Source organism: Saliphagus sp. LR7 (assembly GCF_003344565.1).
Taxonomy (GTDB): domain Archaea; phylum Halobacteriota; class Halobacteria; order Halobacteriales; family Natrialbaceae; genus Saliphagus; species Saliphagus infecundisoli.
The window spans coordinates 1-23,540 of the sequence record NZ_QPND01000037.1; the positions used below are offsets into that span (position 1 = coordinate 1).

Genomic DNA, 23,540 nt, shown 5'->3' on the forward strand with positions numbered 1-23,540 from the left:
GAGCTCGTCTCCAAGGCTGTTGACGACAAAATTAAGCAGGTGCTCTTCCTCTACCTCGTTGTCTGCTTGGGTTTGTTGCACGCACTCTCCAAGCAGACACTTACTCTAACCCGATGTGATCGACTGAGGTTAGGCGGACAGGAAGACACCGCCGGTATCATCAGAGTTCAAGGACTGGCATGGAGAGAAGCGTACTCTGACCTACTACCAAAAGAGATTATTCAAGAACAGACTGTCGAACCTTCAAAGGAAGAAATCGAGCAGTGGCACGACTGGTTGCTTGACAACCAAGACGGGATTCTAGTAGCTGTTAATGACAAGGGAACCGTTCGGGGATTCGCGGACTTCCGGTGGGGTGACACAGAAACAAAGGAATTCGTGAATGACAACGAAGCAGGTCTCAAGGCAATCTATGTCCACCCAGATTATTGGGGAGAAGGCATTGGAACGCTACTCTTAGAACGAGGAATCGAAGGTCTTCCCGATGACGTGGATGCAATACATCTTGAAATGTTGTCGGAGAACGAAGTTGGACATCAGTTTTATCAAGCTCGTGGCTTCGAACGGACGGATACTACGACACACGAAATCGGAGGTACTCAATATCCGACTGACATCTATACTCTACGCATTTGATATTGACTCCCTCACTAAAAGATCAACCCCTTGTACCAAGCACGAGAATCAGTAGACTGGGCGTTGAAATTTTCTCTCTCAGCGCCATTTGTCGATCTCAAGGAAATCGCTGGATCGGCGAACAGAGTCGGACTTAAAATGAGTCGAAGCCGTCGCCACTTTCGTCTTCTTGATCGTTGTCCCCAACAGTCTCACTTGCCGGTCGAGCACTAGCCGGCCCACCCTCTACCGACGCTTCCCCACCGGGCGTTTCGTCCTTCTCGGGTTCTGGTTCTTCTTCTGGCCCGGCGATCGCTCTCGCTTCCGCCAGCGACCGCCCCTCGCCGCTCTCTGAGCCGTCGTCCTCAGTCGTGGGTTTCTGGGTCGTCCTCGTCCTCCGGCTCCGCCTCGTCAGCTGTGGGCGCCGTCTCGTCGCTTTCTGTCGCCTCGCCGGTTCCCCCGCCATTAGTGGACGTTGCGTACTCGTCGGAGACCTCGCCCGTCTCGTGATCGTACATCAGCAGGTCAGCATTGAGGCCGCGGTCGTCATGGGGGACGATCGCAATTCGGAACGCTTCGGGCTCGGGAACGGCGTCGTAGCCGTAATCGGTGAACATCACTTCCGGAACCAGTGGCTCGTACACCCAGGACCAGTCCTCGGTCAGCTTCGCCTTCGAGCCGTAGGCGCGCTCAATCTCGCCGCCGACCTCGACCGCGTAGCCCTCCCGATCGGCATGGTAGTAGACGATCGCCGGGGCGTCCTCTAGATCTCGCTCCCGGAACTCGTCGGTGTCGTCGAACTCGAGGAACGTCTCGCCACCGCCGCGCTCCCGGCAGACGATTCTTCCGTTCGGGTACTCGACCCACTCGGTCGAGACGTCGCCCTCGACCACGGCGAACTTGTCGGGCTCCCGGTCGAGGCGATCGTGGTTCATCGTCACCCGGTTCCGTGTGTAGAACTTTCGGCGGGCATCATCCGGGGTTCGCGTAGACGTGAACGGCTCCGCGTCGGTGTCGATCCCGAAGATCCCCGCACAGGTCTCGGCTTTCGGCGTCAGCCCTTTGTCGCCGCCGTCCTCGACGACGAACAGGAGTTGCTCGGGGCCGGGGGCTTTCGCGGCGTTCTTGATCGGGCCGCCAGGCTTCGTGATCCCTTTCGACTCCACCTCGATGTAGAACGTGCCCGTCCCCGAGAGTTCGAGAATTTCCTCGTAGTCGTTCTCGAGACGCGACCGGAGCAGCTGCTCGCGTTCGTCCTTGGTGAGGTCGCCGAACCCGTCCGGCGGGTAGACGTCCGGCGGGACCTCCCCAACGGCGTCCGGCAACTCGTCGCCGTCCTGGGTCGGGAGATCCATGTCGTAGCCCAGTCGCGTCCCCCACTCGTAGATACGCCGGAGCATGAAGCGGTGAGCGTCCACGCCACCGGAGCCGCCACTCCCGGTTTGGAGGCCGATCATCTCGGGCCCCTCGGGAGTCACGGAGAGTTCGAGCCCGTCCGACGTCGAGCGCTGTTCGATCGCACCGACCGCCGCGAGGCGTTCGGTCATGTTCGACGCCGGCCGTGGTCCGAGGCCGGTCGCCTCCCGGATCAGGTCGCGGGCCTTCGTCGAGTCGATCGCCGTCACGTCCTCGCCGGCGCGAATGGTCGCGTCGTAGATCGCCTTCACCGCAGTCCGTGCGGTCTCAGTGTCCTCGACGTCCATCGGGTCGTCGGTGTCGGAACTCTCCGTGTTCTCAAGGCCGACCTCCTGGGCGCCGCGTGACTGCCCAGTGTCGGCGAAGAACATCTCGTCCATGATCTCCCGGCCCGACTGGCGCTCCACGCCGTAGTCGTCGATCGACTGCTGGATCAAACCACCTTGTGCCACAGTCGACGTCAGAACCGACGTCACCCCCGTACTCCGTAATCTGATCATCATAGGTCAGGCTTCCCACGAGTACGTCAGCAAATCTCGACTGTCGAATCAAACAGCAGTCGTATCGATCGGTTCTCAGTCATTGGGCCACCCACTCTTTCAGTAGCGAGCGTGTATTTCTACCGGCGAGGATAGCCCATGGACGACCCAGACACACCCGACGATCGGGAGATACCGAGTAGACAGTCTGCTCATTCCGATCACGATGCGCCCAAGGAGACAGAGGATTCACGAGCAGAGCAGTCGATGCTCGAGAAGGAGGCCGCCGCCGATAAGGGGGAAGACGGTGTCGATGAGCGAGACGACCCAGCAGGAACGCATGGTGGGCATGGGGGCAGTGACCACGACGGAGATGGCCATGACGAGCATGGTGGCGGGATGCACGAAGGTCACGAGCAGATGTTCCGTCGTCGGTTTTTCGTTTCGACGCTGCTTTCGATTCCGGTCCTTCTCTACAGCGAGACCCTCCAGGAGTGGCTGGGATTCTCGGTTCCCTTGTTTCCTGGAAGCGAGTGGATCAATCCTGTCTTCGCGATAATCGTCTTCGCCTACGGTGGCGTGCCCTTCCTCCGGATGGCCGCCCCCGAGTTGAAAGATCGCAAGCCAGGGATGATGACGCTCATCTCGATGGCGATCACGGTCGCGTTCGTCTACAGTCTCGCGAGCGTCGTCTTTCCGACGGCTTCGACGTTCTTCTGGGAACTCGTGACGCTGATCGATATCATGTTACTCGGGCACTGGATCGAGATGCGCTCGGTCCGGCGTGCCTCCAGCGCACTCGACGAACTCGCGAAACTCCTTCCAGATACTGCCGAGCGAATCATCGACAATGGGACCATCGAGAAAGTCCCTGTCAGTGAACTCGATGAGGGCGACCTTGTATTGGTGAGGCCGGGAGCGAACGTGCCCGCTGACGGCGTCGTCGAAGAGGGCGACTCCGACGTCAACGAGTCGATGATCACCGGTGAGTCAAAACCCGTCTCGAAGGACCCGGGCGACGAAGTCATCGGCGGGACGATCAATGGCGATGGTAGTCTGCGGGTCCGAATCGATGCGACGGGAGAAGAGACCACGCTCGCTGGCATCATGCGTCTCGTCGAGGAGGCCCAGGAGAGCAAGTCCCAAACCCAACAGCTCGCTGACCGTGCGGCAGGGTGGTTGTTCTACGTCGCTCTCGGGGCCGCGATCGTAACGGGCATCGCGTGGACGCTCGCGGTCTCGTTCAATGCAACCGTCATCGAACGAGTCGTAACCGTTCTCGTGATCGCTTGTCCGCATGCCCTTGGGCTGGCAATCCCGCTGGTGGTTGCGATCAACACGTCGCTGGCCGCCCGAAACGGGATGCTCATCCGTGATCGGATCGCCATGGAGCAGGCCCGTGATCTTGATACAATCGTCTTCGATAAGACGGGAACGCTCACGAAAGGCGAACAGGGCGTCGTCGACGTCGAGACCGTCGACCCCGTAGAGGAGACGGAGGCACTGGCACTCGCCGCAGCCGTCGAGGGTGACTCCGAACATATGATCGCCCAGGCGATTCGTGAGGCTGCCCACGAGCAAGGTGTCACCGTTCCGAGCGCGACCGGGTTCGAGGCGCTGAAGGGTCGTGGCGTGCGGGCGACGGTCGACGGGGAGACGATCCACGTCGGCGGGCCAAACCTCCTCTCACAGCTTGAGACCGATGTCCCATCCGATCTAACCGCCTTCGCGGAGGATGCTGGCGACGATGCACAGACGGTCATCTACCTGCTTCGGGAGGGAACGCCGATCGCCGCGTACGCGCTCGCCGACGTCGTTCGTGACGAGAGTTACCAGGTCGTCAACGCCCTCCACGAGCTCGGGATCGAGGTCGCGATGCTGACGGGCGACAGCGAAGACGTCGCCTACGCGGTCGCTGATGACCTGGGTATCGACACGGTCTTCGCCGAGGTCCTTCCCGAGGACAAGGACACGAAAGTGACCGAACTTCAAGAGCAGGGTCACCTCGTCGCGATGGTCGGTGACGGAGTTAATGACGCACCTGCGTTGACTCGTGCAGACATCGGCATCGCCATCGGCAGCGGGACGGACGTCGCCGTCCAGTCGGCGGACATCATCCTGGTCCAGAACAATCCGCTGGACGTCGTCCGTCTCGTCACACTGAGCAAGGCGAGCTACCGGAAGATGCAAGAAAACCTCGTGTGGGCTGCGGGCTATAACGTGTTCGCACTGCCGCTCGCAGCTGGCGTTCTCGCTCCGATCGGAATTCTGCTCTCACCTGCGGTTGGCGCGCTCTTGATGTCGCTGTCGACGGTAATTGTCGCGATCAACGCCCAGTTCCTCCGTCGGGTTGATCTGGATCTCCCGTCGCTCCCGGGTGTCTCACCAGTGAGTGGATCTCCATCTGCTGATTGACGCACTCCATCGTCTCGAACTGTGTTTTCTCGTTCGATATCTGTTTATTGGGACACGGACTCGGTGGTCTTCGCCCGGTCCACCAGTATGGGCTTTGACCTCTCCATCACGGATTCCAAAGGCAAAACACCGTAAACTGGACAGCTCGTAGTGCGCCCAGTTACGCCATGCCCGAGCTCGATTCCACTGATGCAGTTATCTTAGAGTTGCTGTTAGAAGATGCTCGTCGGTCGTATCGTGAAATTGCAGACGAGGTAGGGCTCTCTCCGCCGACTGTATCGAATCGGGTCGATCGCCTCCGTGACCTCGGCGTGATCTAGCGGTTCTCCGTCGAGGTGGATCGAACGAAATTCACGGGCGAAACCGAGTGTCTCGTCAGGATCGACACCCGACTCGGTCACGCTGACGACGTGTTCGTTCGACTGCAAGATGTCGACGGGATCGAACACGTCTTCTTGACGGCCGACTCGACGGTCCTCGCCAAGGCGGTTCGATCGCCATCCGAAACCCACTCGCTGCTCACCGATGTACTAACCGATGACGAGGTCGAGGAGTATCGTGTCTCGTCAGTACTCGAATCGTTGTGGAATCCCCAGCTCGGAACGGATAATCTCGAGATCGAGTGTGCGATCTGTGGCAAGTCGATTTCGGGCGAGGGAGAGACAGTGGAGGTTGACTCTGAGGAGACGTATCATGTCTGTTGTTCGTCGTGTGCCGAGAAAATCGTTGAGCAGTACGAATCCCTGAAACAGGCAGCCGATGAATAGGAACTCCGGTCTGAATCGGTTCTCCAGCAGCAGTTACAAACCACAAACTGAGCGGCCAGTTATTTTGGATCGTGAAATGTCGAACGCGTAGTTCGATTCAGTGAAGCCGTTCGTCGAGTCCGTCTATCCGCTGGAAGATCGATATTTACCTATCCAAGCCCGTTAACGGAGAGAACAACATCGCTTGTGTGGCTTTGGATCGATAGCCACAACCCAGGAAAGGGAGCCGGTCGTACTACTGGACGCGATGGCTCAGATCAACGACCTACTCGACGATTCGACCCGCGAGTGCATCGACAACTGCCACGAAGCCGTGAAAACGTGCGCTCACTGCGCCGACGAGTGCATCGGCAAGGGCGAGGAGATGGAAGAGTGCCTTCGGCTCTGTCGCGACGTAGTCACTGTCGCCTCGACGTGCGCGCAGCTCTGTGCGTCGGGTTCGCAGTTCAACAGCGACATCGCTGAGACCTGCGCCGACGTCTGTGAGGCCTGCGCCGACGAGTGTGAAGGGCACGATCACGACCACTGCCAGGCCTGTGTCGAGCCGCTCCGCCAATGTGCGGAGTCCTGCCGCTCGATGGCCTGAATCTGCTGTCGACGATAGCCGTCCTGATCACTCCCATTTCCTCCGTCGGTCTTAGTGAGCCTGATACTCTTGGAGTACGCACTATTTCGAACTATGTGTCCGCTGATTAGAAAGAGTCTCCGGGCCGGCAGTTAGGAGTCTTCCAATCGGTGTTTTCGCTCCTCAAATTCTTCGTCGGAGAGGTCGCCACGAGCATAGGCCGCTCTCAGTTCCTCGAGGGCGGGATCTCGCTGTCGGCTTCCGGACCCGCGAACCGCGTTGAAGAGGAGGTATCCGATGCCGAGAATCACCAGCAACGGGAGGATCGACATCAGGAGCCACATCCACGTAGCCCTGGTACCATCCCACATCCCGCCAGTATACATATGGCCGCCCCAGGCCCCCATGAAAGGCAGTGCGAGCGCCATCATGAGTACTGGCAGCAGGAGAATCGCTGCGATGACGATCAAGAGCGTCCGAATGAGCGAATCGTCAGTTGCCATACCTCGGAATTCGGGACCCAGAATATAGAAGAACAGGGTGAACAGGCCGGTTCACTGCCGCGAAATTGTGTTGGAAAATGACCCGTTCGGCTCTCACTGTCTCGATTTATCGCGCTCCAAGATGATGCTGCAAAGTCACCAGTAGACTCAAGATGGCAGCTGCATCATTTCGAAAACAAGGTTTCAGTATGGAAATTCCTGACGAGTTGTTCTGTCTGTTCAGTGCCGAGGTCGAGGCCAATGGCGACTCGTATCGAATCGAGATTCCTACCCGAGAGGTCACGGACGGTGATCTCCGCCCAGGAGAGGTCTATCGCGTCGCATTGCTTGCATCTGACTCTACCTCACCGTTAGAGGAGTCGTCGAAAGAGAATCCAGAACGGCGTGACCAGGGGCCCCCGATTGCAGAGGGGGATCGTCGGACCGTCGATATCAAAGATATTGGAAAGCAAGGAGACGGCATTGCCCGTGTTGAGCGTGGCTACGTGATTATCGTGCCTGAGACCGAGATCGGCGATCGGGTGACGATCGAGATCAAGAACGTCCAGGAGACGCTCGCCTTTGGAGAGGTCATCGAACACGTTGAGCCCACACACCACGAGTGAGGGAGGGGTTGTTTTGGTATCGTGGCTACTCAGAGAACATCTTTGGGACTCGAGACCGTTAGTTGAGCAATCCAAGATCGTCTAATCGTGCGTGAATCGTAGTAATGGCGTCCTCGGCATCAGTTGGTTTGCTCCCACCGGTGATGACGAGCTTTCCACTTCCGAACAGCAAGACGACCACATCCAGTTCGTCGGAGCGATAGACGAGTCCGGGGAACTGTTCGGGTTCGTACTCGACGGCCTCCAGTCCGAGACCGATCGCGATTGCGTTGAGGTTAAGAGACGTGCCTAGATCACCGCTCGTCACGATGTTCTGGACCGTGACGTCCGGCTCCTCTGGGACATCGAGACCCAATCGACGAAGTTTCTCGAACGTCAGCCCGACTGCTGTCATTAAATCGTCGACTGACGAAGCCCCGGTACAGACGATCTTCCCTGAGCGGAAGATCAGCGAGGCGGCTTTCGGATCCGTCGTTCGCGTGATGACTCCCGGGAACTGATCTGGCTCGAATGAGGCGCCGTCGAGATCGTCCGCAAGCGACTCGAGATCGAGTTCCTGGCCAATGCTCGTCGACCCGACGACGTTCTCCGCCGAAAGTGTTTGTAGAAGGTCTCCCATCCCTTTCGTTACGACTCTCAACTCGCGATATATAATGCTGCTGTTGCTAGTGACCTGTGAACCGTAACAGAGCTGGGCGGGTACAACATAGGTTCGATGTCCTGTCGGTCCCGAGCGGATGGTCTCTGCAGTTCGTACGCCAGAGATGGACTCGCCACGTGTGAAGATCTATCTCTCGGGTAGAAAGTTGAAAAGAGATTCGCCCATAGAGCCGAATAGGGACTCGCTGACAAGCTTTCAACGCGACCTGTTGTACATCGTCACAGGAGCGGACCATCCGTCTGGGCAAAACGTCTCGGACGAACTCGAGGGTTTACTACGGAGCAGAGATCAACTACGGTCGGCTGTATCCGAATCTCGATGAGCTCGTTGAAGGCGGGTTCGTCGAGAAAGGGGCGCTTGACCAGCGGACGAACTACTACGAAATCACTGACGCCGGTCTCGAAGCGATTCAGAGACGCCGCGAGTGGGAAGACCAGTACGTCGACCTCTACCTCCCGAGATGACGTGAGCGAGGAAGAGATCCGACGGTCGATCGTCTAAGACACTGTCTAGGAGTTACGAGAGCCGCGTTCAAGCCGCATTGGGGCAGTCCGCTTCCGAGCACCTCACTCGCCCCCATCAGGCGAAACGGAAATTTATCCCGATTGACCAGAAACCCATCCGGTGAGAGAATGTCCGATAACGACACTGTGGTATTCGAATCGCCGGAAACGGTGACTGTCGAGCAACGCGACATCCCGACGCCGAACCCAGATGAAGTGCTTGTCGAGAGCCGACGAACGCTCGTCAGTACGGGAACCGAACTCACGATCCTCTCAGGGGACTTTCCCGAGGGCTCCAGATGGGACCACTACGAGTACCCGTTCGTGCCCGGCTACAACAACGTCGGTGTCGTCGTCGAGACCGGTGACGACGTCGTGGATATCGAGATAGGCCAGCGGGTCGCGACGCTCGGCTCGCACGCCCAGTACGTCACAGCATCAGCAGAGGGATGCCGACCGATTCCGGACGATGTCTCCGACGACGCGGTGGTCTTTTTCACGATCGCCGAGATCGTGATGAACGGCGTCCGTCGTGGCGAGGTTACCTGGGGTGAGTCGGCGGTGGTCTTTGGCCTCGGACTGCTGGGCCAACTGGCGGTTCGGGTGTGTGAGCTGGCGGGTGCGCAACCGGTCGTCGGGGTCGAACCGAGCGTCCCGCGGCTCGACCGGTTGCCCGATGCACCGGCCGTTGCAGCGGTCGATCCGACGGCGGAGGCGGCCGAGGACGCGGTCGCCCGCCTGACGGCTGATCGAATGGCTGACGTCGCCTTCGAGGTGACGGGGAATCCGGCTGTGATCCCTGGCGAGTTCGATGTACTTCGAGAGCAGGGCCGCCTGGTGGTGCTTTCGAGCCCTCGTGGGACGACCGAGTTCAACTTCCACGACGACTGCAACGCGCCGAGTCACACTATTATCGGCGCCCACAACAGCTCCCACCCCTCGGTCGCGACGCCAGCGAACCCATGGACGAACCACCGTCACTGTGAATTGTTCTTCTCCGCGCTCGCCGATGGGTCCATCTCGGTTACTGAACTCGTGAGCCACCGTATTGACGTGGCTGACGTGCCGGCCATGTACGACGACCTGCTGGCCGACCGGAGTGAAGCGATGGGTGTCGTCATCACGTGGTGATGACCACGCCAACGGTTCGAACGAGGCTCGACACCATCCCGGACCAAAACACCTTGTTCGTGACTTCCATGCATCCCCTCCATTCGATCGAGTCCCTACAGAGAGTATCTACTACAGAATTTTTACTCGTTCTCAAGGGCGTCGAGGATGCACGCAGAGGCGATCACCGCCTCTTTCGGAACGTCGCTTGCATCGTCAATGCTGACCGTGTAGGCGTCCCGCAGCGAGAACTTCCCCTCGATGTCGCCAACATGGTCGCCATCAGCATCGAATATCTCATACTTATTGGGAATGAGATTCGCACCGGAGACGAGGTGTCGAAGTGCCGAAAGAAGCTTGCTCTTCGAGCGAATGGTCGCCAGTGTCTCCCCAGTATTGGGATCTCGAATTGTCCAGTTCTCTACGAACAGCGAAAGATCCTCATCGAGGACAACGACCTCTTGGTTGGTGCCCGCGTCCGTGATGGTGTAGTTTCCCGCGACGTCCATGATGCCGCCCGCCTTGACGGTGAATGCGTCCTCGTCGTCACCGGTTACGAACGGAAACTCCTCTTTCATTTTGAACATTTTTTGCTTCCCTCGAAGGACGACATTGCCGGCGCTGTCACGGACGGCGTACTTGTTCCTAATTGCGGACTGCTTGACCTCGTAACGGTCATCGGTGAGATCAACCGTGGAGATGTCGTAGGAGTTCGTCCCTGAGTCAAATGGGGGGTGCTCGGTCATAGGTGATAGATGAATCATGTCTATTGTAAAAACCTTCTGCAGATCCTGATACCCGTTCATAGGATCGGAGGAAACGATGTACCGATCGATCAAATCACGTACTACGATCGACAGTGCCATGGCTTTCTTCGGTCTCCCATCCCTTTTGATAGGGCTGCCTGGCACCGATATATAATGGTGCTGTTGTACGGTAATGGCGTGCCCGCTCGGTCCGCAAGATGTGGCTTGGTGATACACTCCGTTGTGGGAGATAGTCAGTTGAATTCAGCCGAATTTACCTAATCTGACGGTCAAAATCGAGTGTATTTATTGGCAGGAGAACTGAGGCACAGGTATGCTAGCTGACCTGACCGGGTTTCAGCGTGATCTATTGTTCGTCCTCAGCGGGATGGAAACGCCGAGTGGAAGCGAACTCATGAGCGAAGTCGAACGATCGCAGGACCGACCGGTCCTCCATGGGCGCCTCTACACGAACCTAGACGAACTCGTTGAGGCAGGATACATCGAGAAGGGGGAGCTCGACGGGCGAACGAACTACTATGCACTCACCGACGACGGCTACGAGAAGCTCCGGGCTCGCCACGAGTGGGAACAGGAGCATCTTGAGGCACGGCCAGCTGCTGGCGCTGACTAACGAACACAGCCCTGTTACCACCTGTTGAACGGCATCAAAACAGCAGGGGACACCAAATAGAAGAGCTCGAGTGGTGTCACTGACGCTTCGAACTCCTCGGTACTATCCGATTGGGTCGGTACAGGGTACGTATTCCAGCAACAGTTAATTCGTGGTTCTGCACGAATTTGTGAAATAACTGACTGAGAGACAACTCAATATTGACACTCCTGAATTCATCAGGTCAATTTGTGGGGTGTGCTACGAAATCACTAAGCTCCTCTCGCCCATACTATAGTGTATGACGCTTGATGTCGACATTCCTGAGCCACCAGCACTCGATGGCCCTCAGAATCCCGATGATTACGATGCTGTCGTCGAATCCGACGAGCGGGTGGGCGATAATATTCCCCGTGAAGCATTGGCCCTGTTCCTCCAGGAGGGCGCCTGGGATGCCGGATTTGACGAATGGAGAGATCATACGTACATGACCGAAGACGAGTTCCGACTTGTGCATGAGCATGGGCTAATCGACGAGTTCGATTTTTATTGGAACCCGGCCGCAGAGGATGTCGGTTATCGCGCACCGTCCTTTTCTGATGGTGTTTCAACACTGGATGGTGAACCGCTTGGAAAGGGTGAACGACAGGGTATTGAAGAAGAGCTAGACGAACTTGGGCGAATCGTCAGTGAGGTACTCGAGACCGATTACATTCATCGGGGCGGAGAGGAGTTCGGGTTTTTTAGTGATGACGAAGATTGAAACGTATCGTCGACGATATCGATTTCCTCGAGTTATTCTTCGGGGATAGATTCGAAGAAATCGTCGAAGAAGATTTCTCGAATGGCATTTGCGGACAGAAATCGTGCGGAATCGCGTTTACTGCAAATGCTGTTCCAGTGGTAACCCGCTAATTTCCTTTCAATATATACTTGATGAACTATAGTAGATGATGACTGAAAGACTTAGCCTGCTCGTGGCAACCTTGAGAACCACGCAGAAAGGACACGACCTACTATGCTAGTCACGGTGCTTTGATGTATCCATACCCTTCGTCCTGTAACCGGGCCAGTGCACCAGCCCCGGTTGGTACTCCCTCGACACCGGGAAGCAAGTCGTCATCGGTGGCACCCATCCCGCGAAGTGCAGCGCGGCAAGCCAGTAATTCGACGCCTTGTTCGCGAAGATTCTCGATGATATCCGAGTTCGAAGTGGTTTCTTCGACGAACATCCGGACACCCGAGCCGTTCGCCACTATTGCGACATCGTCAGTAGACGACGAGACGCTTTCGTCGGCGAGTAAATTCATCGTGTTCACTGCGGCATGGTGCTGGTCGCCTGTGTCCGGGCTAGACACATGAATAACGGTTTGCACGGGGGAGGAACACTGGCTACGACTAAAGCCCTAGTTCGTGAGAGGGAGGACTTTCACTTTTCGAGAGTACTCGGTGTCGGGAAATAAGTGATGACTGTGGGTCGCGACGAGTGCAAGCAGTAGTCCTTCGAACGCGCCAATCTAACTCGTAAAGAGCATGAGGACCGTGATTCACCTGTTGTCGAGGGATGAGACGGAACAACAGACCGCACTCGCTATCTCCAGAAACCTCCTGAACGACGAAACGGACAGCATTGATGACGTCGCTGTGGTCGTTCAAGCGGGAGGGATAGACGCGGTCGTGACGGGAGCGGACACCGAGGATCGCGTACGATCGCTCCTGAACGACGGCGTCCCCTTCAAGGCGTGCAGTAACACGCTCGAATCGAACGATCTCGACGAATCGGACCTCGTCGACGGGGTCGAAACCGTTCCGGAAGGCGCAGTTGAGGTGACGAGATTACAAACAGAAGGATATGCGTATATTCGTCCGTAACATCCTCCTATCTACACTACACGGCTTCTCGTCCGGCTTCGTTCAAGAGCGATTCCTGAGAACACCTTTCGATGGAAGCGGTTACAGAACGCGGTGGCGTTCGGTTACCTACACGAGAGACTACCACCGAAAATGCTGATTCCCCACTTCAGTCGACGAAAATCGGCGTTTGATACTATCTGCTGAACATAGCCGCCTCCTTCTCTAATGGGAGGTTCGATTGACATGCCAGCAGTGAGCCAGTCAAGGGCATAGATCGATAGGGACGGATGTGCGAATCCTTGATGAGGACCGCGTGTCTCCAAGATCGTGGCATCTCGGCCGTCCAGTAGTCAATGCGTTTGCGGTCTTGACGCCTCACTCGACTCTGCCTTGAGCAAGTGCCGTTCGAAGAACGTACTTTCCCGCTCGACAACCTCCTCGAACAGTTCACCGAAGAACGCCCCGAAGTGGTCGGTATCGTAGGCGATCCATGTTACGTCGTTGAGTCGGGAGGCCGTTTTCTCGATCGCGCTCCCGGGAGCGATCTGGTCATTAGCCCCTTCCACGATCATAGTCGGACACTCTACGTCGTTGGCTTTCTTAATCGGGCGATACAAGCCGAATGTGAGGAACGCGCGAGCGGCACATCGGTTTACATCTTCGTCGTGTGCGTCCTCGCCAGCGACGGCTTCATGACCTTCTTCGGAGCCTGGAGTAGGTAGTGCCGGTAGTTCGTCTGGGTAGTCACCCCAGATGGGAATGTAGTAGGGGGCTCGTCTCGTGTATTTATGTGCGAGGTCCCGTAGACCTGCCATGGTTGTGCGCAGTCCATACACCGGCCCCATTTGACGGACGATATAGAACAGGGTACGACCTCCATCGAAGATCGGCGTCTGGCCGACGTAGGCGTCGACATTTTCGTTAGCAGCAGCGAACAAAGCGCCACCGGCACCCAACGAGAAACCCCAGACACCGAGGCGCTCTCCATCCACATCGTCGATAGTGCGGGCGAATCTGACGGCTGCTTGCCAGTCACTGATCTGGCCAAACGGGAGTACCACATTCCGGGGCTCGCCGTCGCTATCACCAAGTGAACGGTAGTCAAACACGAGTACCGCCAGCCCGCGTTCGGCAAACCGTTCGGCGATGGCCGGGAGACCGGCCCGGCGCGGTAACCCAAACCCGTTTGCCATCACAACGATCGGCGGATGTTCTGTCTGAGTTACAGTGGAGTCGTCGGGTCGGTAGAGCCACGCTGCACATCGTGTTCCCTCGCTCTCGAAACTGACACCCTCTCTGTGAACCGCTTTGGATTGAGTCATCGGATATCTCTACTCGAATGCCTTCTGAAGGGCCTCTCCAGCGCGCTTTCGAACGTCGTCAGCCGCCTCGATAGCCGGGAACGGGTCTGCAAGCCGACGCATATTGGCGAAGTCATGAATCATGTCGTCGTAGTGGGTGTGCTCGACGGAGACCTCTGCGGCCTCGAGTGCCTCAGCGTACGCGAACTGTTCGTCGCGAAGGGGATCGTACCCGCCGGTGAATAACGTCGTTGTTGGAAGTTCGGTGAGGATTCGCTCGGGTGCACGAAGCGGCGACGCACGGAGGTTCGCTCCATCAATGTCGTCTCCGAGGTAGTGGTTCCAGAACCACACCATTCCCCGTGTCGTCAAGAAGTAGCCATCCGCGTTCTCCTCATAGGAGCGGGTGTCGAAGGAGTAGTCAGTAACCGGATAGAATAACAATTGATGGTTGATCTCGGGAGCGTCGACGCCCTTTTCGACGGCCATCTGGGCGACGACCGTTGCGAGGTTGCCACCCGCACTCTCACCAGCGACGGCTAGCCCGTTACCTGCCCCGATTTTGTCAGCATTATCGGCCACCCACTTCGTGGCAGCATATGCGTCCTCAACGGCCGCGGGGAAGGGGTGTTCCGGTCCCTTTCGATAATCGACGGAAACGACGACACAGTCGCCTTCGTTCGCGAGCGATCGCGCGACGCCATCGTGGGTGTCCAGTCCGCCAACGACCCAGCCGCCACCGTGGAAGTAGACTACGGCGGGGAGGTTCCGTCCCGGATTCGGATCGTACGTTCGCACGCGAATGTCCCGTGCGTACGCCCGGATCTTGCGTTCGTCCACCGTGGCGACTGGTTCGGGCTCGACATCGGGTGTGAATAGGCTACCGAGGAGTGCTCGAGCCTGTTCCGGAGAGAGGTGGCTAAGATCGGGTGCATCGACGTCGACGAGCTTGTCCAGCAATGCTTGGGCGTCTGGATCGAGTTCTGTCGCGCGCCGCTCGTCGATAGGTGGGGTAGACATTTCACGACTTCCACATCACGGAATACCATAAAAGAGCTACATTAACCAGGAAGACTGTGCGTATATGCCTGAGTTTATCCAGATACGGCATGCCTGTGTTACGTCTGTGCCTACCAAGTTGAGTACGAAAATACGGACGACACATCTTTCAAACGGTCGGTTACGAGTCAGTGCACCGTCGATCGCATACAGCACTGGGACCGAACGGTAAATCGCTGTAACCGGCCGTATTAGTCCATCTGTTCGATCGTGGCGAGAGCTGTTTCACCTTGCGAGAGGGGTCGTGGACTGTAGACCGTAGTATCCCAATGGGGGTCCGGGTTCCCACGACTATAGGCGCGGGGGAATGTCAATTGCTGAACTCTGTCAGTTCCTGATTGAGTTTCTCCTTTTCCTCGTAGAAGAGTGCATGACTACTCTCCTCAAAACGAACGAGTTCCGTGTTTTCGATCCCGTCGTGGAGCTTCTCTGCCGTCAGCTCGAATGGACAGGCTTGATCGTGGACACCATGACAGATGAGCGTCGGGACGGAAATGTCCGCGAGGTCGGCACGAAGATCCATTTCGCCGACCGCTTCGATCGAATCGGCCATGGCCTGTGGGGACGATTCCATACTCATGTTCTGGAGCCACTCTTTCAGCTCGGGACTCGGTGCGGAGTGAAACATCGAATCTGCGAACTCACTGCTTACCTTCGCCCGGTCCTCATAGCACCCTTCGGCAAGGTCCATGAAAGCAGCTTTATCGACGCCTTCCGGAAAGTCGGATTGTTCGGCCAGAACGGGACTTGCCGCACCAAGTAGCGCCAATTTTGACACGTGCTCTTCATTATGACGACTCATATATCGGGTGATGACTCCCCCTCCCATCGAAAAGCCCGCAAGTGTGACATCCTCGACATCGAGTTCGTCGAGAACCATCTTGAGGTCGTCAGCAAACACGTCGAAGTCGTAATCGCTCCACGTTTTACTCGACTGTCCGTAGCCACGGAGATCAATACCGATACACCGAGCACCGTCCCTCGGGAGTTGGATGTACTGATATTCAAACATTCGATGGCTTAGTGGCCACCCGTGGACGAATACGAGCGGAGTACCCGATCCCCAATCCTGAACGAATAGTTCCACGTCTTCTTCAACTGCTATTCGAGTCATAGTGACCAAGGTTAGGGCCTACAAACGAACATAAAAACCCCCAGTGACACTTAATGGAATTATATCATTCGAACATATATCTCGTGAAACCACTGCTCAGTTTACTTGAACAACCCATTGCCGATTCAACTAGAACCTCTTCTACTCTTACTGCGACGCCGAGCACGTCAAAAAACACCCGACTGGGGTGTCGTGGAGAACCCGGTTTACTACCCACCAACGCTCTTCCGTAGGGGATTGTTGAGACAGTTCGATTCGTCACTGGCTGCGTCGAGATCGAGGTGTAGAGCAGTTCATAATCCATAGCTCAACTCTTAACCTCAACACGCGGCTGCCAGTACTCGAGGACTACGGCCTCGTGCGGAAGATCGGGCCAGCAGAACGCTCGGGACTGTACGAAATCACGTCGGACGGGAAAGCTGCCCTGATCTATCAAGATCAGTACGGCGAGGTTGACGATTTCGATGCACTGCTTGATGGCCCGACCCCAGAGCGGGATCAGCCCGGTGCGTCGGCCGAGACCGCGTTCGTTCGAGGAGACGGTGACGACTCTGAACTCGACGACGGGTAGCTCCGTTTACAGCGTTGGCCCCAGTGGAGTCCGCTATTCCTTCGGTATCGGGACGTGAGGTGCCTACAATGGGCGAGGGTTACGAGCGTGTGCCGACCTCCGTTTCCGGACTGAACTCGGTGAGCTCCTCGATCCGATCCTCGAGTTCGTCGACTTCTTCACGAAGGTCTTCGGCTTCGGGTTCGTCGCTCAATGCGAGCTGGTCTTTGAGTCCTTGGAGTCGGCTTTGTTTGGTTTCCTCGTCGACGTCGGCTTTGCGGACGTACTCTCGCTCGTTGATTTCGTAGACGGCCGAATCGGACAGTTCAGTCACGTCGAGTACTTCGTCTATTTTCTCGCGATCGACGGCCATGACACGCTCACGCGGGATGTCTTCGTCTTCGAGCACGCGGAGGACCTCGTCGTCGTCTTTCAGTGAGCGATTTCGGCGGGTCGTCCGCTGGACCGAGCCGTACTGGCCGTGGATTGGTTGATCGTGATGGAGTCGGTCCAAGAGGATCTCGCGAACTTCGGTCCGGAGATCGCCTGCGTTGCGTTGGACGTCCGAGAGCAGCGTATAGAGGTTGATGAGTACGGGTGTCTCCCACTTGTCGAACGTAGTAGGATCGTGGCGCTCAAGCGCATCGATCAGCAACAACATGTCGGCGTAGACGTCGAGATCCGGTTCGCTTCGATCCCGGTCGTCAACACTTGATTGGGTGGCTCCGGTGATGAGCCGGGAAGTGGTCGGCTCGTCGGTTTCCGTGAGCGTGCCGGCTCGTGTGTCGCACTCGTAGCGGGGATGGAGGCTCAACACGGCTGCGTAGGGCTCAGCATCGGGTGGGAGGCGCTGGAGTTGGAACGTGCCGCCGGCGTCTGAGATCCGGTCAGCGAGGGTGGCGAACTGGTCGCGTTGGAGGGGCTCTGTGTCGCCCGTTGTGGTTTCCGTGATCACGATGCGGTGCTCCTGGACGTCGGTGATCCTGAACTCGGTCTCCGTGAGTGGGGTGACGAGCGTTGCATCGTCGTCGAGAGCGTCACACTCGTCGAGGAGCGTATGCCAGCTCGTTCCAAACGGCATAACAGGATGTCGGTTCCGGAGACCAAAACGTCTTACTCGTGATAGAGGGGTGGCCGATCTGTCCACTCGATTTCGTCGGGAAATGTCTCGCCCTCTTAGAGTTGGCCTCGTGTTACATCCGAGTGCAAATCGATCAGTCGGAGGTTTTCACCATCTGAAGGCACTTGGCTTCAAAGCCAAGGCACTCATAGAGGGCTTTCGCGGCGTGGTTGTCCGCGTTAACTGAAAGAGACGCTGTTTCATACCCTCGTTCGTCCGCCCACATTTCGAGCGCCTCCAAGAGAGAAGATGCGATGCCTTGCTGACGCCACTCTGGCCGAACATATGCCTCACTGATGGCGAGGGTCGCCCCACGTTCGAATACCGGTGCCGAGGGTTGCACTTCTCCCGTTGTGAACCCGACAAACGCATCGTCTTCGATGGCGAGTTGGGCACAGTAGTTCGCTTGGGAGAGCTTCTCCTCTCGGTGTTTGATAGCGTCGGCTCTGATGTCAGACGCCAGTACGTTGTATTCATCCAGTTTAGCCATCTCTTTGGCAAACGGCATCCAGAGCTCATCGACGATGGCTACGGCGTCGTCGCTGCTGGCTTGACGGATTTCCATACTGTCATTGAACCGTCGTACCGATTAACTCTTCTTCTCCATCAACCGATTCGTTCACCCCCTGTATGTAACGATCGGAGATCCGATAGATATAATCCAGCCGACACGTTGCATCGAGGTGCTTACCTCACACGGACGAAGAGTGGCTCGAAGTCGTCAGGTCAGTCAGCATACTCCTTTCGTGCAGGCCGACTCAAAAGGAACATTTTAACGAATCTGCACTCTACTCGTACGGATGAGAGGCATTGAAGAAGATGAAGAAATCGAACGAGCGATTCAGTATTTAGTCAATTCGTTCGAAACGTCGGGGGATAATCCGAAACCGGTGATACTCCATAGTACACGTGTCGGGATGAATCTTTATCACAGAGGATACAAGAAGCCCATCGTCATCTCCGGCTTCCTCCACGATCTAATTGAGGATACGGATGTGACTGCTGCTGAGATTCGCTCAAAGTTTGGAGACGACGTTGGAAATATTGTGGCAGCCACTAGTTTCGACGAGAGTATCGACGACTATCTCGAACAACATTACGATATCTATGACAGATGCTTCGAACTAGGACGACCGGCAGTCGTCGTGAAAGCTGTGGATATCCTCGATAACAGTGATTACTACGATTTGGGAGGGTCGGAACAACTACGAAAGAACCTGATCGAGAAGATGGACTACTTTATTGAACACTCTGAACCGTATATTGGAGACGAGGACGTCTATCGGGAACTCAAGGACCAGTTCCCCATCGTGAAGGAACGATTGGGAATAAATCCTGAGAGTTGATTTGTGACTTATAGCACCGTGTTCCGGCTGGTCGTCGAGTCAGAAGTGGGACGTTGCTATTCTGGATGTAACACCCGTTTCAGTCACACATCCAGCTAAAAGAAGTCAGTTCGATGACTCCGGTCGACCGGCCTACAGGTCGCGGGCCTGGACCGTTTTCCGGTCGTTGTCTTCGGCACGCTGGGCGGCATCCTCGAGTAACTCTGCAACCTCCTCGTCGAGGGCATCGTAGAAGTCCGATGCAACGTTGTGGTTGTCGAGGTGGTCCTTCACTGCCGATTGGACGATGAGATCTGCCATACGACACTCACCAGTACCATACCCCTTCGAGAAGTAGTCTTTGGCTTGCAAGCGTCCAAACCGGCGTCCATATGGCCTTGACACGGCGATCATACCTCGCCTTGTGCAACACGCTTATGCAGGATGCCACCAATTGTTGCACAAGGCTATGGCCTCACCTACCCCACCGACGTCACTCCCGGATTATCTCGCCGACGGCTCCCAAAGCAAGACGACGAAACGCTTCGCGACACACAGGAGTACATCGACCAACTCATAGCCGATCGCGAACGGCGTCGAGAGGAACCGGTTACTGAAGACGAACTCCCCGATGACGCCGACGTCGTCGAGGAAGGTTCGGACGGCACGGTCTATCACGAGTATCGAACCTGTGGCGATGAGACGTGTCAGTGTATGAGCGGTGGTGCCAAACACGGTCCGTACGCGTATCGGGCGTATCGCGACGGTGATACCGTTCGCCGCGAGTATCTCGGCAAAGCCGAATCAGAGTGAGGAGTCGGTTTACTCGGCACACGGGGTGTCCCGTGGTCGCCAGTCGAAGGAGTTCGTCGTCGATACAGCGGAAACGCGGTGTCTACTGATCATACCACGTTTGTAGGAGCAACGGGTCTCATACCCGTGTTCTCAGCTTCCTCTATTTGCTAAGTATGGATGCGTATCTTACAAATGACTTTGTGCAGAGATGACCTAGCTATTCCTATACAATGACCAGCCTGTACCAGCGTCTCGATACGCGGGTAAGAAACCTATCTCGAGTGAAATACGCCCTTATTGCGGGTATTATTGCGTTTGTGACTTCCCTCGGGATGTGAATTGTTTTAAATGAATCTGTCTTCATTCAGGCGGTTGCTATGGGTTTTACACTCGGAGGAGTATACTATTTGATCGACCCACGCTGAAGGGTATGTTCTCTGTACCGAGCACGAGATCCAGTCCTATCGACAATGAAACCAAGATCTGTTTGAACTATTCTATGACACGTCTTATAGATCAGATGATTCTTCGAGTCACGAACAAGAGAATTCCTACTATGAGAAATACGATACCCCAATAGAAAGAGGGATACGGTGCATATACGAGGGCAAGTGTAAGGACTCCGGAGGTAATCAGTGACCAACCAGCGGTAGTGCGATAGGACACATCAACACTTCCTACGCTGCGCATTAGACTATTGGCCTTGCACAAGTGTCTGCCGAGGGCACCCGGTAGATTTCCCGTTGGTGCCACAAAATCTCCTGTACCGAGCACGAGATTCACAAAATAACTCGTTATGAACTATGACACGCGATTGTAAGGCAGAGTCCGATCACCGGTCACACTATCTCGAGGATCGCTTCGCTCGGCGTGAGCCCGTGACGCTCGCAGACCACGCGGCAAAGGAACCATGCTCGTTCGGCGTTCGTGGGTTCGGCGGTTGCCCACTCGCGGGAGTGCTCGAAGAGTGGGATGGCGATCAACAGTTCGTCATGCCGGTCGAGAGTGTAGTCGGAAGCCATCGCTGGGCCTGGCCCCATCTTCGCATAAAAACCTCAGCACGTGTCGCTCTCGTCCGTCTCGTCATCCTCGTCGTCACTCATTGTCGACTCCTTTCTGATCTCCGATTTGAACTGCGTCGACTCCAGGTTCGAGAAGGTGAGCCAGTCGTCGCGCTAGAACTCGCCGCCGTAGTTCTCATTGATGGGAGCGGTGAACTCCGGGCGATCACAGGTCGCCCACGTGCAGTCCGCCGAGGAACACTCGAGGAGTGTATCGGGCATCGGATATTCGTTCTCCAGGGAAGGGGCTAACACGGCTGTGGGTCAGGCGACTCCCGTACGTCCGCACTGAGATACTGGATCTCCCACTCGCGACGTTCGCGAATCGCCGTGTCCCCAGCATCAGTCAGTATGTAGGAGTTCGTCCGCCGGTCGATCTCTCCTTTCTCGACGAGCCCGTCAGCGACGAGGGTATCGAGGTTCGGATAGAGCCGGCCATGATTGATTTCCGATTGGTAGTATTTCCCGATCTCGGATCGAATCGACGCCCCGGATGGCCGATCAAATCCGGCGATAACGTATAGCAGATCCCGTTGGAACCCAGTTAAGTTGTCCATGCATGTATGTACGCGCTCTGTGAATATCAACAAGATGCCTACTTAGAGAACTCCAGTTCGACCCGCTTAGAGAGAATGGTGACGAAAGAATTTGTGGCCGAGATGTATAGAGAGTATCCTAACTCGGTGTCGGTTAGGAGTTGATCATATTTTCGAGTTCCGCCTCGGTCAATTCACCTTCAACGTAGGCCTCACGTGCTGCTCCCCTGGGTCTGTTTGGACTTCAGTCTAAAAACGCTTGCACAGCGGAGTATAGGTGCAGTCAGTTGCGGTCTTCGAGTCTGATCTCGTCGTCAGTAACAGTCTCAACTGTGTCGTTGTCCAGCTTGTAGGTTTCGTCGTCGGCGTCGCCCCATCCGAGTTCCGCAGCTATCTCGTCCGTGAGGTCAGGATCTGGTTCGACGTAGGCGGTCACGTTGTCAGCGTCCACGACAGTGCCTACTTCGGATCCATCAGCAGCGACGACCGTTTTGCCCTCGGCGCTCTCATCAATGGTTGCCATACAGGTTCCACCTACGACCGGTGCTCACCAGTACGTGCTGCATGCATCTGCCACATGACAAGAGACGATATCCTTCGGAGAGCATCGTTCTGGAGTTCCATCTCTGGTTCCCTCTTGAGTAGGGATCGACAGTAGCAGCCCCTCCACGAGCCGATCGACGGCAGTTGCATCGCTACTCCGCCTCGCCGATCGTGAACACGGTACTGGGGCAGAGCGGACCGTCCCTTCGGCGACGCTTCCGAGGAGGATACCATCCGTGCCGTATCTTCCCATTGTTCCCATCACGACGGCGTAGACGTCATTGGCTTCGATACAATCGAGGATTACATCCGCCGGATCTCCGTGTTCGATATGTTGGACCGTGTCAGTAACACCGCAGACCTCCGCTTCAGTGATGATTTCCTCGACGGCGTCCGTTGCTGCCTGTTCGCGCTCCTGGTCGGAGAGAGTCGACCGGATATCGAGGCCTAGCGACGCATTGTTAACGACGGACAGAACGTGAAGGGGTGCCTTAAGTGACTCCGCGAGGGCCAATCCATGTTGTGCTGCCCGAGTTGTGCCAGCACTGCCATCAGTCGGGATGAAAATATTCTCGTAGGGGAATCTCAGATGCTCGTCGGGCTGCATTCTCGCAGTGAGGGCAGGAATCGAAGAGAGATGGACGACTTTCTATCCGTGTCGTCATTCTTGAGACGATCGATGGAGGTCACTCTGACTCGATCTTCTCGACGATTTCCTTTGCTTGATCTTCGGCCTTGTCTTCGCCGACGTTCTTCTGGATAAGGACTGATTCGACCTTCCAGTCGTCGCTTCCTTCCGCCTGTCCCATTCGCACTTCGCTCCCCTCCGAAACGGAGTGAGCTGGGTTCTCGGCCCAGTCGGGTGTCCGAATCTCGTCGAATTCGTCGGGATCCCGGAAACGAACATGGATGTACTCGTCTTCGGTCTCAACGGTGTTCACACCGACCATATTGCCACTGACTGTCCCGGAGCCGATAAGGAAGACGGCAGGATGTGCAAGGCCATCTACGAGGGCGAGTGCGACGCTACTACCGGCGCTAAACACATTCAACACCAGAACGATTCGTTGGAGCGAGATGCCCAGTATTACGCTGATCGCGGTTAGATTACTGGATGGAGACGGTCACTATCGATGACTAGAGCTGATGTTTCCCAGGAGGGTGTCATAGAAGAGTTCTCACACCGTAATGATCGTGCTCCCCGGATTGTCTCCGCGTTCCTCGTTGGTGATTGCGACGACGAGGCGAAGGCAGAGCGCAAGAAACACCTGTACTCGTGCGTGG

The 23,540-nt window shown here is 56.4% G+C and carries 28 protein-coding genes and 3 pseudogenes; 14 read left to right on the forward strand and 17 right to left on the reverse strand.

Annotated elements, in window-relative coordinates:
- The first annotated feature begins 75 nt into the window (after window positions 1–75).
- Window positions 76–636, forward strand: coding sequence for a GNAT family N-acetyltransferase (locus DVH23_RS21850; protein ID WP_342764203.1), 561 nt, complete (start codon window positions 76–78; stop codon window positions 634–636).
- A gap of 344 nt (window positions 637–980) precedes the next feature.
- On the opposite strand, the gene DVH23_RS21855 is transcribed toward DVH23_RS21850, so the two are convergent.
- On the reverse strand, window positions 981–2,483 hold the full coding sequence (locus DVH23_RS21855; protein ID WP_157972570.1) for a hypothetical protein: 1,503 nt from the start codon (window positions 2,481–2,483) through the stop codon (window positions 981–983).
- 426 nt (window positions 2,484–2,909) lie between these two features.
- Here DVH23_RS21855 and DVH23_RS21860 point away from each other — a divergent pair, with 426 nt between their 5' ends.
- From DVH23_RS21860 to DVH23_RS21875, 4 genes are all read left to right on the forward strand, one after another.
- On the forward strand, window positions 2,910–4,925 hold the full coding sequence (locus DVH23_RS21860; RefSeq protein WP_114579475.1) for a copper-translocating P-type ATPase: 2,016 nt from the start codon (window positions 2,910–2,912) through the stop codon (window positions 4,923–4,925).
- A gap of 167 nt (window positions 4,926–5,092) precedes the next feature.
- Complete coding sequence (locus DVH23_RS25380) at window positions 5,093–5,245, forward strand: AsnC family transcriptional regulator (protein ID WP_114579476.1); 153 nt, start codon at window positions 5,093–5,095, stop codon at window positions 5,243–5,245.
- Window positions 5,246–5,260: 15 nt separating this feature from the next.
- The gene (locus DVH23_RS21870) at window positions 5,261–5,692 is read left to right on the forward strand and encodes a TRASH domain-containing protein (protein WP_114579477.1); all 432 of its coding nucleotides are present in this window, start codon (window positions 5,261–5,263) and stop codon (window positions 5,690–5,692) included.
- Between the two features lie 247 nt (window positions 5,693–5,939).
- Window positions 5,940–6,278 carry a four-helix bundle copper-binding protein gene (locus DVH23_RS21875; RefSeq protein ID WP_114579478.1) on the forward strand — a complete coding sequence of 113 codons (339 nt, stop codon included), beginning with the start codon at window positions 5,940–5,942 and terminating at the stop codon, window positions 6,276–6,278.
- Between the two features lie 131 nt (window positions 6,279–6,409).
- On the opposite strand, the gene DVH23_RS21880 is transcribed toward DVH23_RS21875, so the two are convergent.
- On the reverse strand, window positions 6,410–6,760 hold the full coding sequence (locus DVH23_RS21880) for an SHOCT domain-containing protein (RefSeq protein WP_114579479.1): 351 nt from the start codon (window positions 6,758–6,760) through the stop codon (window positions 6,410–6,412).
- Window positions 6,761–6,948: 188 nt separating this feature from the next.
- Between DVH23_RS21880 and DVH23_RS21885 the strand changes: the two genes are divergently transcribed.
- Complete coding sequence (locus DVH23_RS21885) at window positions 6,949–7,365, forward strand: TRAM domain-containing protein (RefSeq protein WP_114579480.1); 417 nt, start codon at window positions 6,949–6,951, stop codon at window positions 7,363–7,365.
- A gap of 58 nt (window positions 7,366–7,423) precedes the next feature.
- Here DVH23_RS21885 and DVH23_RS21890 read toward each other — a convergent pair whose 3' ends face one another.
- Entirely contained in the window at window positions 7,424–7,984 is a 561-nt protein-coding gene (locus tag DVH23_RS21890) for a TATA-box-binding protein (protein ID WP_114579481.1), read from the reverse strand.
- 205 nt (window positions 7,985–8,189) lie between these two features.
- On the opposite strand from DVH23_RS21890, the pseudogene DVH23_RS21895 reads away from it, so the two are divergent.
- Window positions 8,190–8,490 (forward strand): annotated as a pseudogene (locus DVH23_RS21895) (PadR family transcriptional regulator).
- 168 nt (window positions 8,491–8,658) lie between these two features.
- On the forward strand, window positions 8,659–9,660 hold the full coding sequence (locus tag DVH23_RS21900) for a zinc-binding dehydrogenase (RefSeq protein WP_114579482.1): 1,002 nt from the start codon (window positions 8,659–8,661) through the stop codon (window positions 9,658–9,660).
- A gap of 122 nt (window positions 9,661–9,782) precedes the next feature.
- Here the strand turns inward: DVH23_RS21900 and DVH23_RS21905 are convergent, their stop codons facing one another.
- Window positions 9,783–10,385 carry an LURP-one-related/scramblase family protein gene (locus tag DVH23_RS21905; protein WP_114579500.1) on the reverse strand — a complete coding sequence of 201 codons (603 nt, stop codon included), beginning with the start codon at window positions 10,383–10,385 and terminating at the stop codon, window positions 9,783–9,785.
- A 334-nt stretch (window positions 10,386–10,719) separates the two neighbouring features.
- On the opposite strand from DVH23_RS21905, the gene DVH23_RS21910 reads away from it, so the two are divergent.
- Complete coding sequence (locus DVH23_RS21910; RefSeq protein WP_114579483.1) at window positions 10,720–11,019, forward strand: PadR family transcriptional regulator; 300 nt, start codon at window positions 10,720–10,722, stop codon at window positions 11,017–11,019.
- A gap of 280 nt (window positions 11,020–11,299) precedes the next feature.
- Entirely contained in the window at window positions 11,300–11,761 is a 462-nt protein-coding gene (locus DVH23_RS21915) for a hypothetical protein (protein WP_114579484.1), read from the forward strand.
- 262 nt (window positions 11,762–12,023) lie between these two features.
- Here DVH23_RS21915 and DVH23_RS21920 read toward each other — a convergent pair whose 3' ends face one another.
- Window positions 12,024–12,374 (reverse strand): DsrE family protein, encoded by a 351-nt coding sequence (locus DVH23_RS21920; RefSeq protein ID WP_114579485.1) that lies wholly within the window; start codon window positions 12,372–12,374, stop codon window positions 12,024–12,026.
- A 157-nt stretch (window positions 12,375–12,531) separates the two neighbouring features.
- Between DVH23_RS21920 and DVH23_RS21925 the strand changes: the two genes are divergently transcribed.
- The gene (locus DVH23_RS21925; protein ID WP_114579486.1) at window positions 12,532–12,870 is read left to right on the forward strand and encodes a DsrE family protein; all 339 of its coding nucleotides are present in this window, start codon (window positions 12,532–12,534) and stop codon (window positions 12,868–12,870) included.
- A gap of 332 nt (window positions 12,871–13,202) precedes the next feature.
- On the opposite strand, the gene DVH23_RS21930 is transcribed toward DVH23_RS21925, so the two are convergent.
- From DVH23_RS21930 to DVH23_RS21940, 3 genes are all read right to left on the reverse strand, one after another.
- The gene (locus DVH23_RS21930; RefSeq protein ID WP_114579487.1) at window positions 13,203–14,174 is read right to left on the reverse strand and encodes an alpha/beta hydrolase; all 972 of its coding nucleotides are present in this window, start codon (window positions 14,172–14,174) and stop codon (window positions 13,203–13,205) included.
- Window positions 14,175–14,183: 9 nt separating this feature from the next.
- Entirely contained in the window at window positions 14,184–15,173 is a 990-nt protein-coding gene (locus DVH23_RS21935) for an alpha/beta hydrolase (protein WP_114579488.1), read from the reverse strand.
- 349 nt (window positions 15,174–15,522) lie between these two features.
- Window positions 15,523–16,326, reverse strand: coding sequence for an alpha/beta fold hydrolase (locus DVH23_RS21940; RefSeq protein ID WP_114579489.1), 804 nt, complete (start codon window positions 16,324–16,326; stop codon window positions 15,523–15,525).
- Window positions 16,327–16,633: 307 nt separating this feature from the next.
- On the opposite strand from DVH23_RS21940, the pseudogene DVH23_RS21945 reads away from it, so the two are divergent.
- Window positions 16,634–16,897, forward strand: a pseudogene (locus DVH23_RS21945) (ArsR family transcriptional regulator); the annotation flags it as partial.
- A 79-nt stretch (window positions 16,898–16,976) separates the two neighbouring features.
- Here the strand turns inward: DVH23_RS21945 and DVH23_RS21950 are convergent.
- Complete coding sequence (locus tag DVH23_RS21950; protein ID WP_114579490.1) at window positions 16,977–17,957, reverse strand: hypothetical protein; 981 nt, start codon at window positions 17,955–17,957, stop codon at window positions 16,977–16,979.
- Window positions 17,958–18,090: 133 nt separating this feature from the next.
- Window positions 18,091–18,561: a GNAT family N-acetyltransferase gene (locus DVH23_RS21955; RefSeq protein WP_114579491.1), complete on the reverse strand. Its 471-nt coding sequence runs from the start codon at window positions 18,559–18,561 to the stop codon at window positions 18,091–18,093.
- A gap of 235 nt (window positions 18,562–18,796) precedes the next feature.
- Here DVH23_RS21955 and DVH23_RS21960 point away from each other — a divergent pair, with 235 nt between their 5' ends.
- Window positions 18,797–19,342, forward strand: a complete 546-nt coding sequence (locus tag DVH23_RS21960) for an HD domain-containing protein (RefSeq protein WP_114579492.1) — start codon at window positions 18,797–18,799, stop codon at window positions 19,340–19,342.
- A 132-nt stretch (window positions 19,343–19,474) separates the two neighbouring features.
- Here the strand turns inward: DVH23_RS21960 and DVH23_RS21965 are convergent, their stop codons facing one another.
- Window positions 19,475–19,642, reverse strand: coding sequence for a DUF1931 domain-containing protein (locus DVH23_RS21965; RefSeq protein ID WP_114579493.1), 168 nt, complete (start codon window positions 19,640–19,642; stop codon window positions 19,475–19,477).
- Window positions 19,643–19,765: 123 nt separating this feature from the next.
- Between DVH23_RS21965 and DVH23_RS21970 the strand changes: the two genes are divergently transcribed.
- The gene (locus tag DVH23_RS21970; RefSeq protein ID WP_198668055.1) at window positions 19,766–20,134 is read left to right on the forward strand and encodes a DUF6788 family protein; all 369 of its coding nucleotides are present in this window, start codon (window positions 19,766–19,768) and stop codon (window positions 20,132–20,134) included.
- An 821-nt stretch (window positions 20,135–20,955) separates the two neighbouring features.
- On the opposite strand, the gene DVH23_RS21975 is transcribed toward DVH23_RS21970, so the two are convergent.
- The 6 genes and pseudogenes from DVH23_RS21975 to DVH23_RS22000 all read right to left on the reverse strand — a co-directional run.
- Window positions 20,956–21,138: a hypothetical protein gene (locus tag DVH23_RS21975; protein ID WP_114579494.1), complete on the reverse strand. Its 183-nt coding sequence runs from the start codon at window positions 21,136–21,138 to the stop codon at window positions 20,956–20,958.
- 287 nt (window positions 21,139–21,425) lie between these two features.
- Complete coding sequence (locus DVH23_RS21980) at window positions 21,426–21,734, reverse strand: PadR family transcriptional regulator (protein WP_114579495.1); 309 nt, start codon at window positions 21,732–21,734, stop codon at window positions 21,426–21,428.
- A 262-nt stretch (window positions 21,735–21,996) separates the two neighbouring features.
- Entirely contained in the window at window positions 21,997–22,236 is a 240-nt protein-coding gene (locus DVH23_RS21985) for a hypothetical protein (protein WP_114579496.1), read from the reverse strand.
- Window positions 22,237–22,260: 24 nt separating this feature from the next.
- Window positions 22,261–22,863 carry a universal stress protein gene (locus tag DVH23_RS21990; protein ID WP_114579497.1) on the reverse strand — a complete coding sequence of 201 codons (603 nt, stop codon included), beginning with the start codon at window positions 22,861–22,863 and terminating at the stop codon, window positions 22,261–22,263.
- 79 nt (window positions 22,864–22,942) lie between these two features.
- The gene (locus tag DVH23_RS21995) at window positions 22,943–23,206 is read right to left on the reverse strand and encodes a hypothetical protein (RefSeq protein ID WP_114579498.1); all 264 of its coding nucleotides are present in this window, start codon (window positions 23,204–23,206) and stop codon (window positions 22,943–22,945) included.
- A gap of 228 nt (window positions 23,207–23,434) precedes the next feature.
- Window positions 23,435–23,540, reverse strand: a pseudogene (locus tag DVH23_RS22000) (IS5/IS1182 family transposase); the annotation flags it as partial.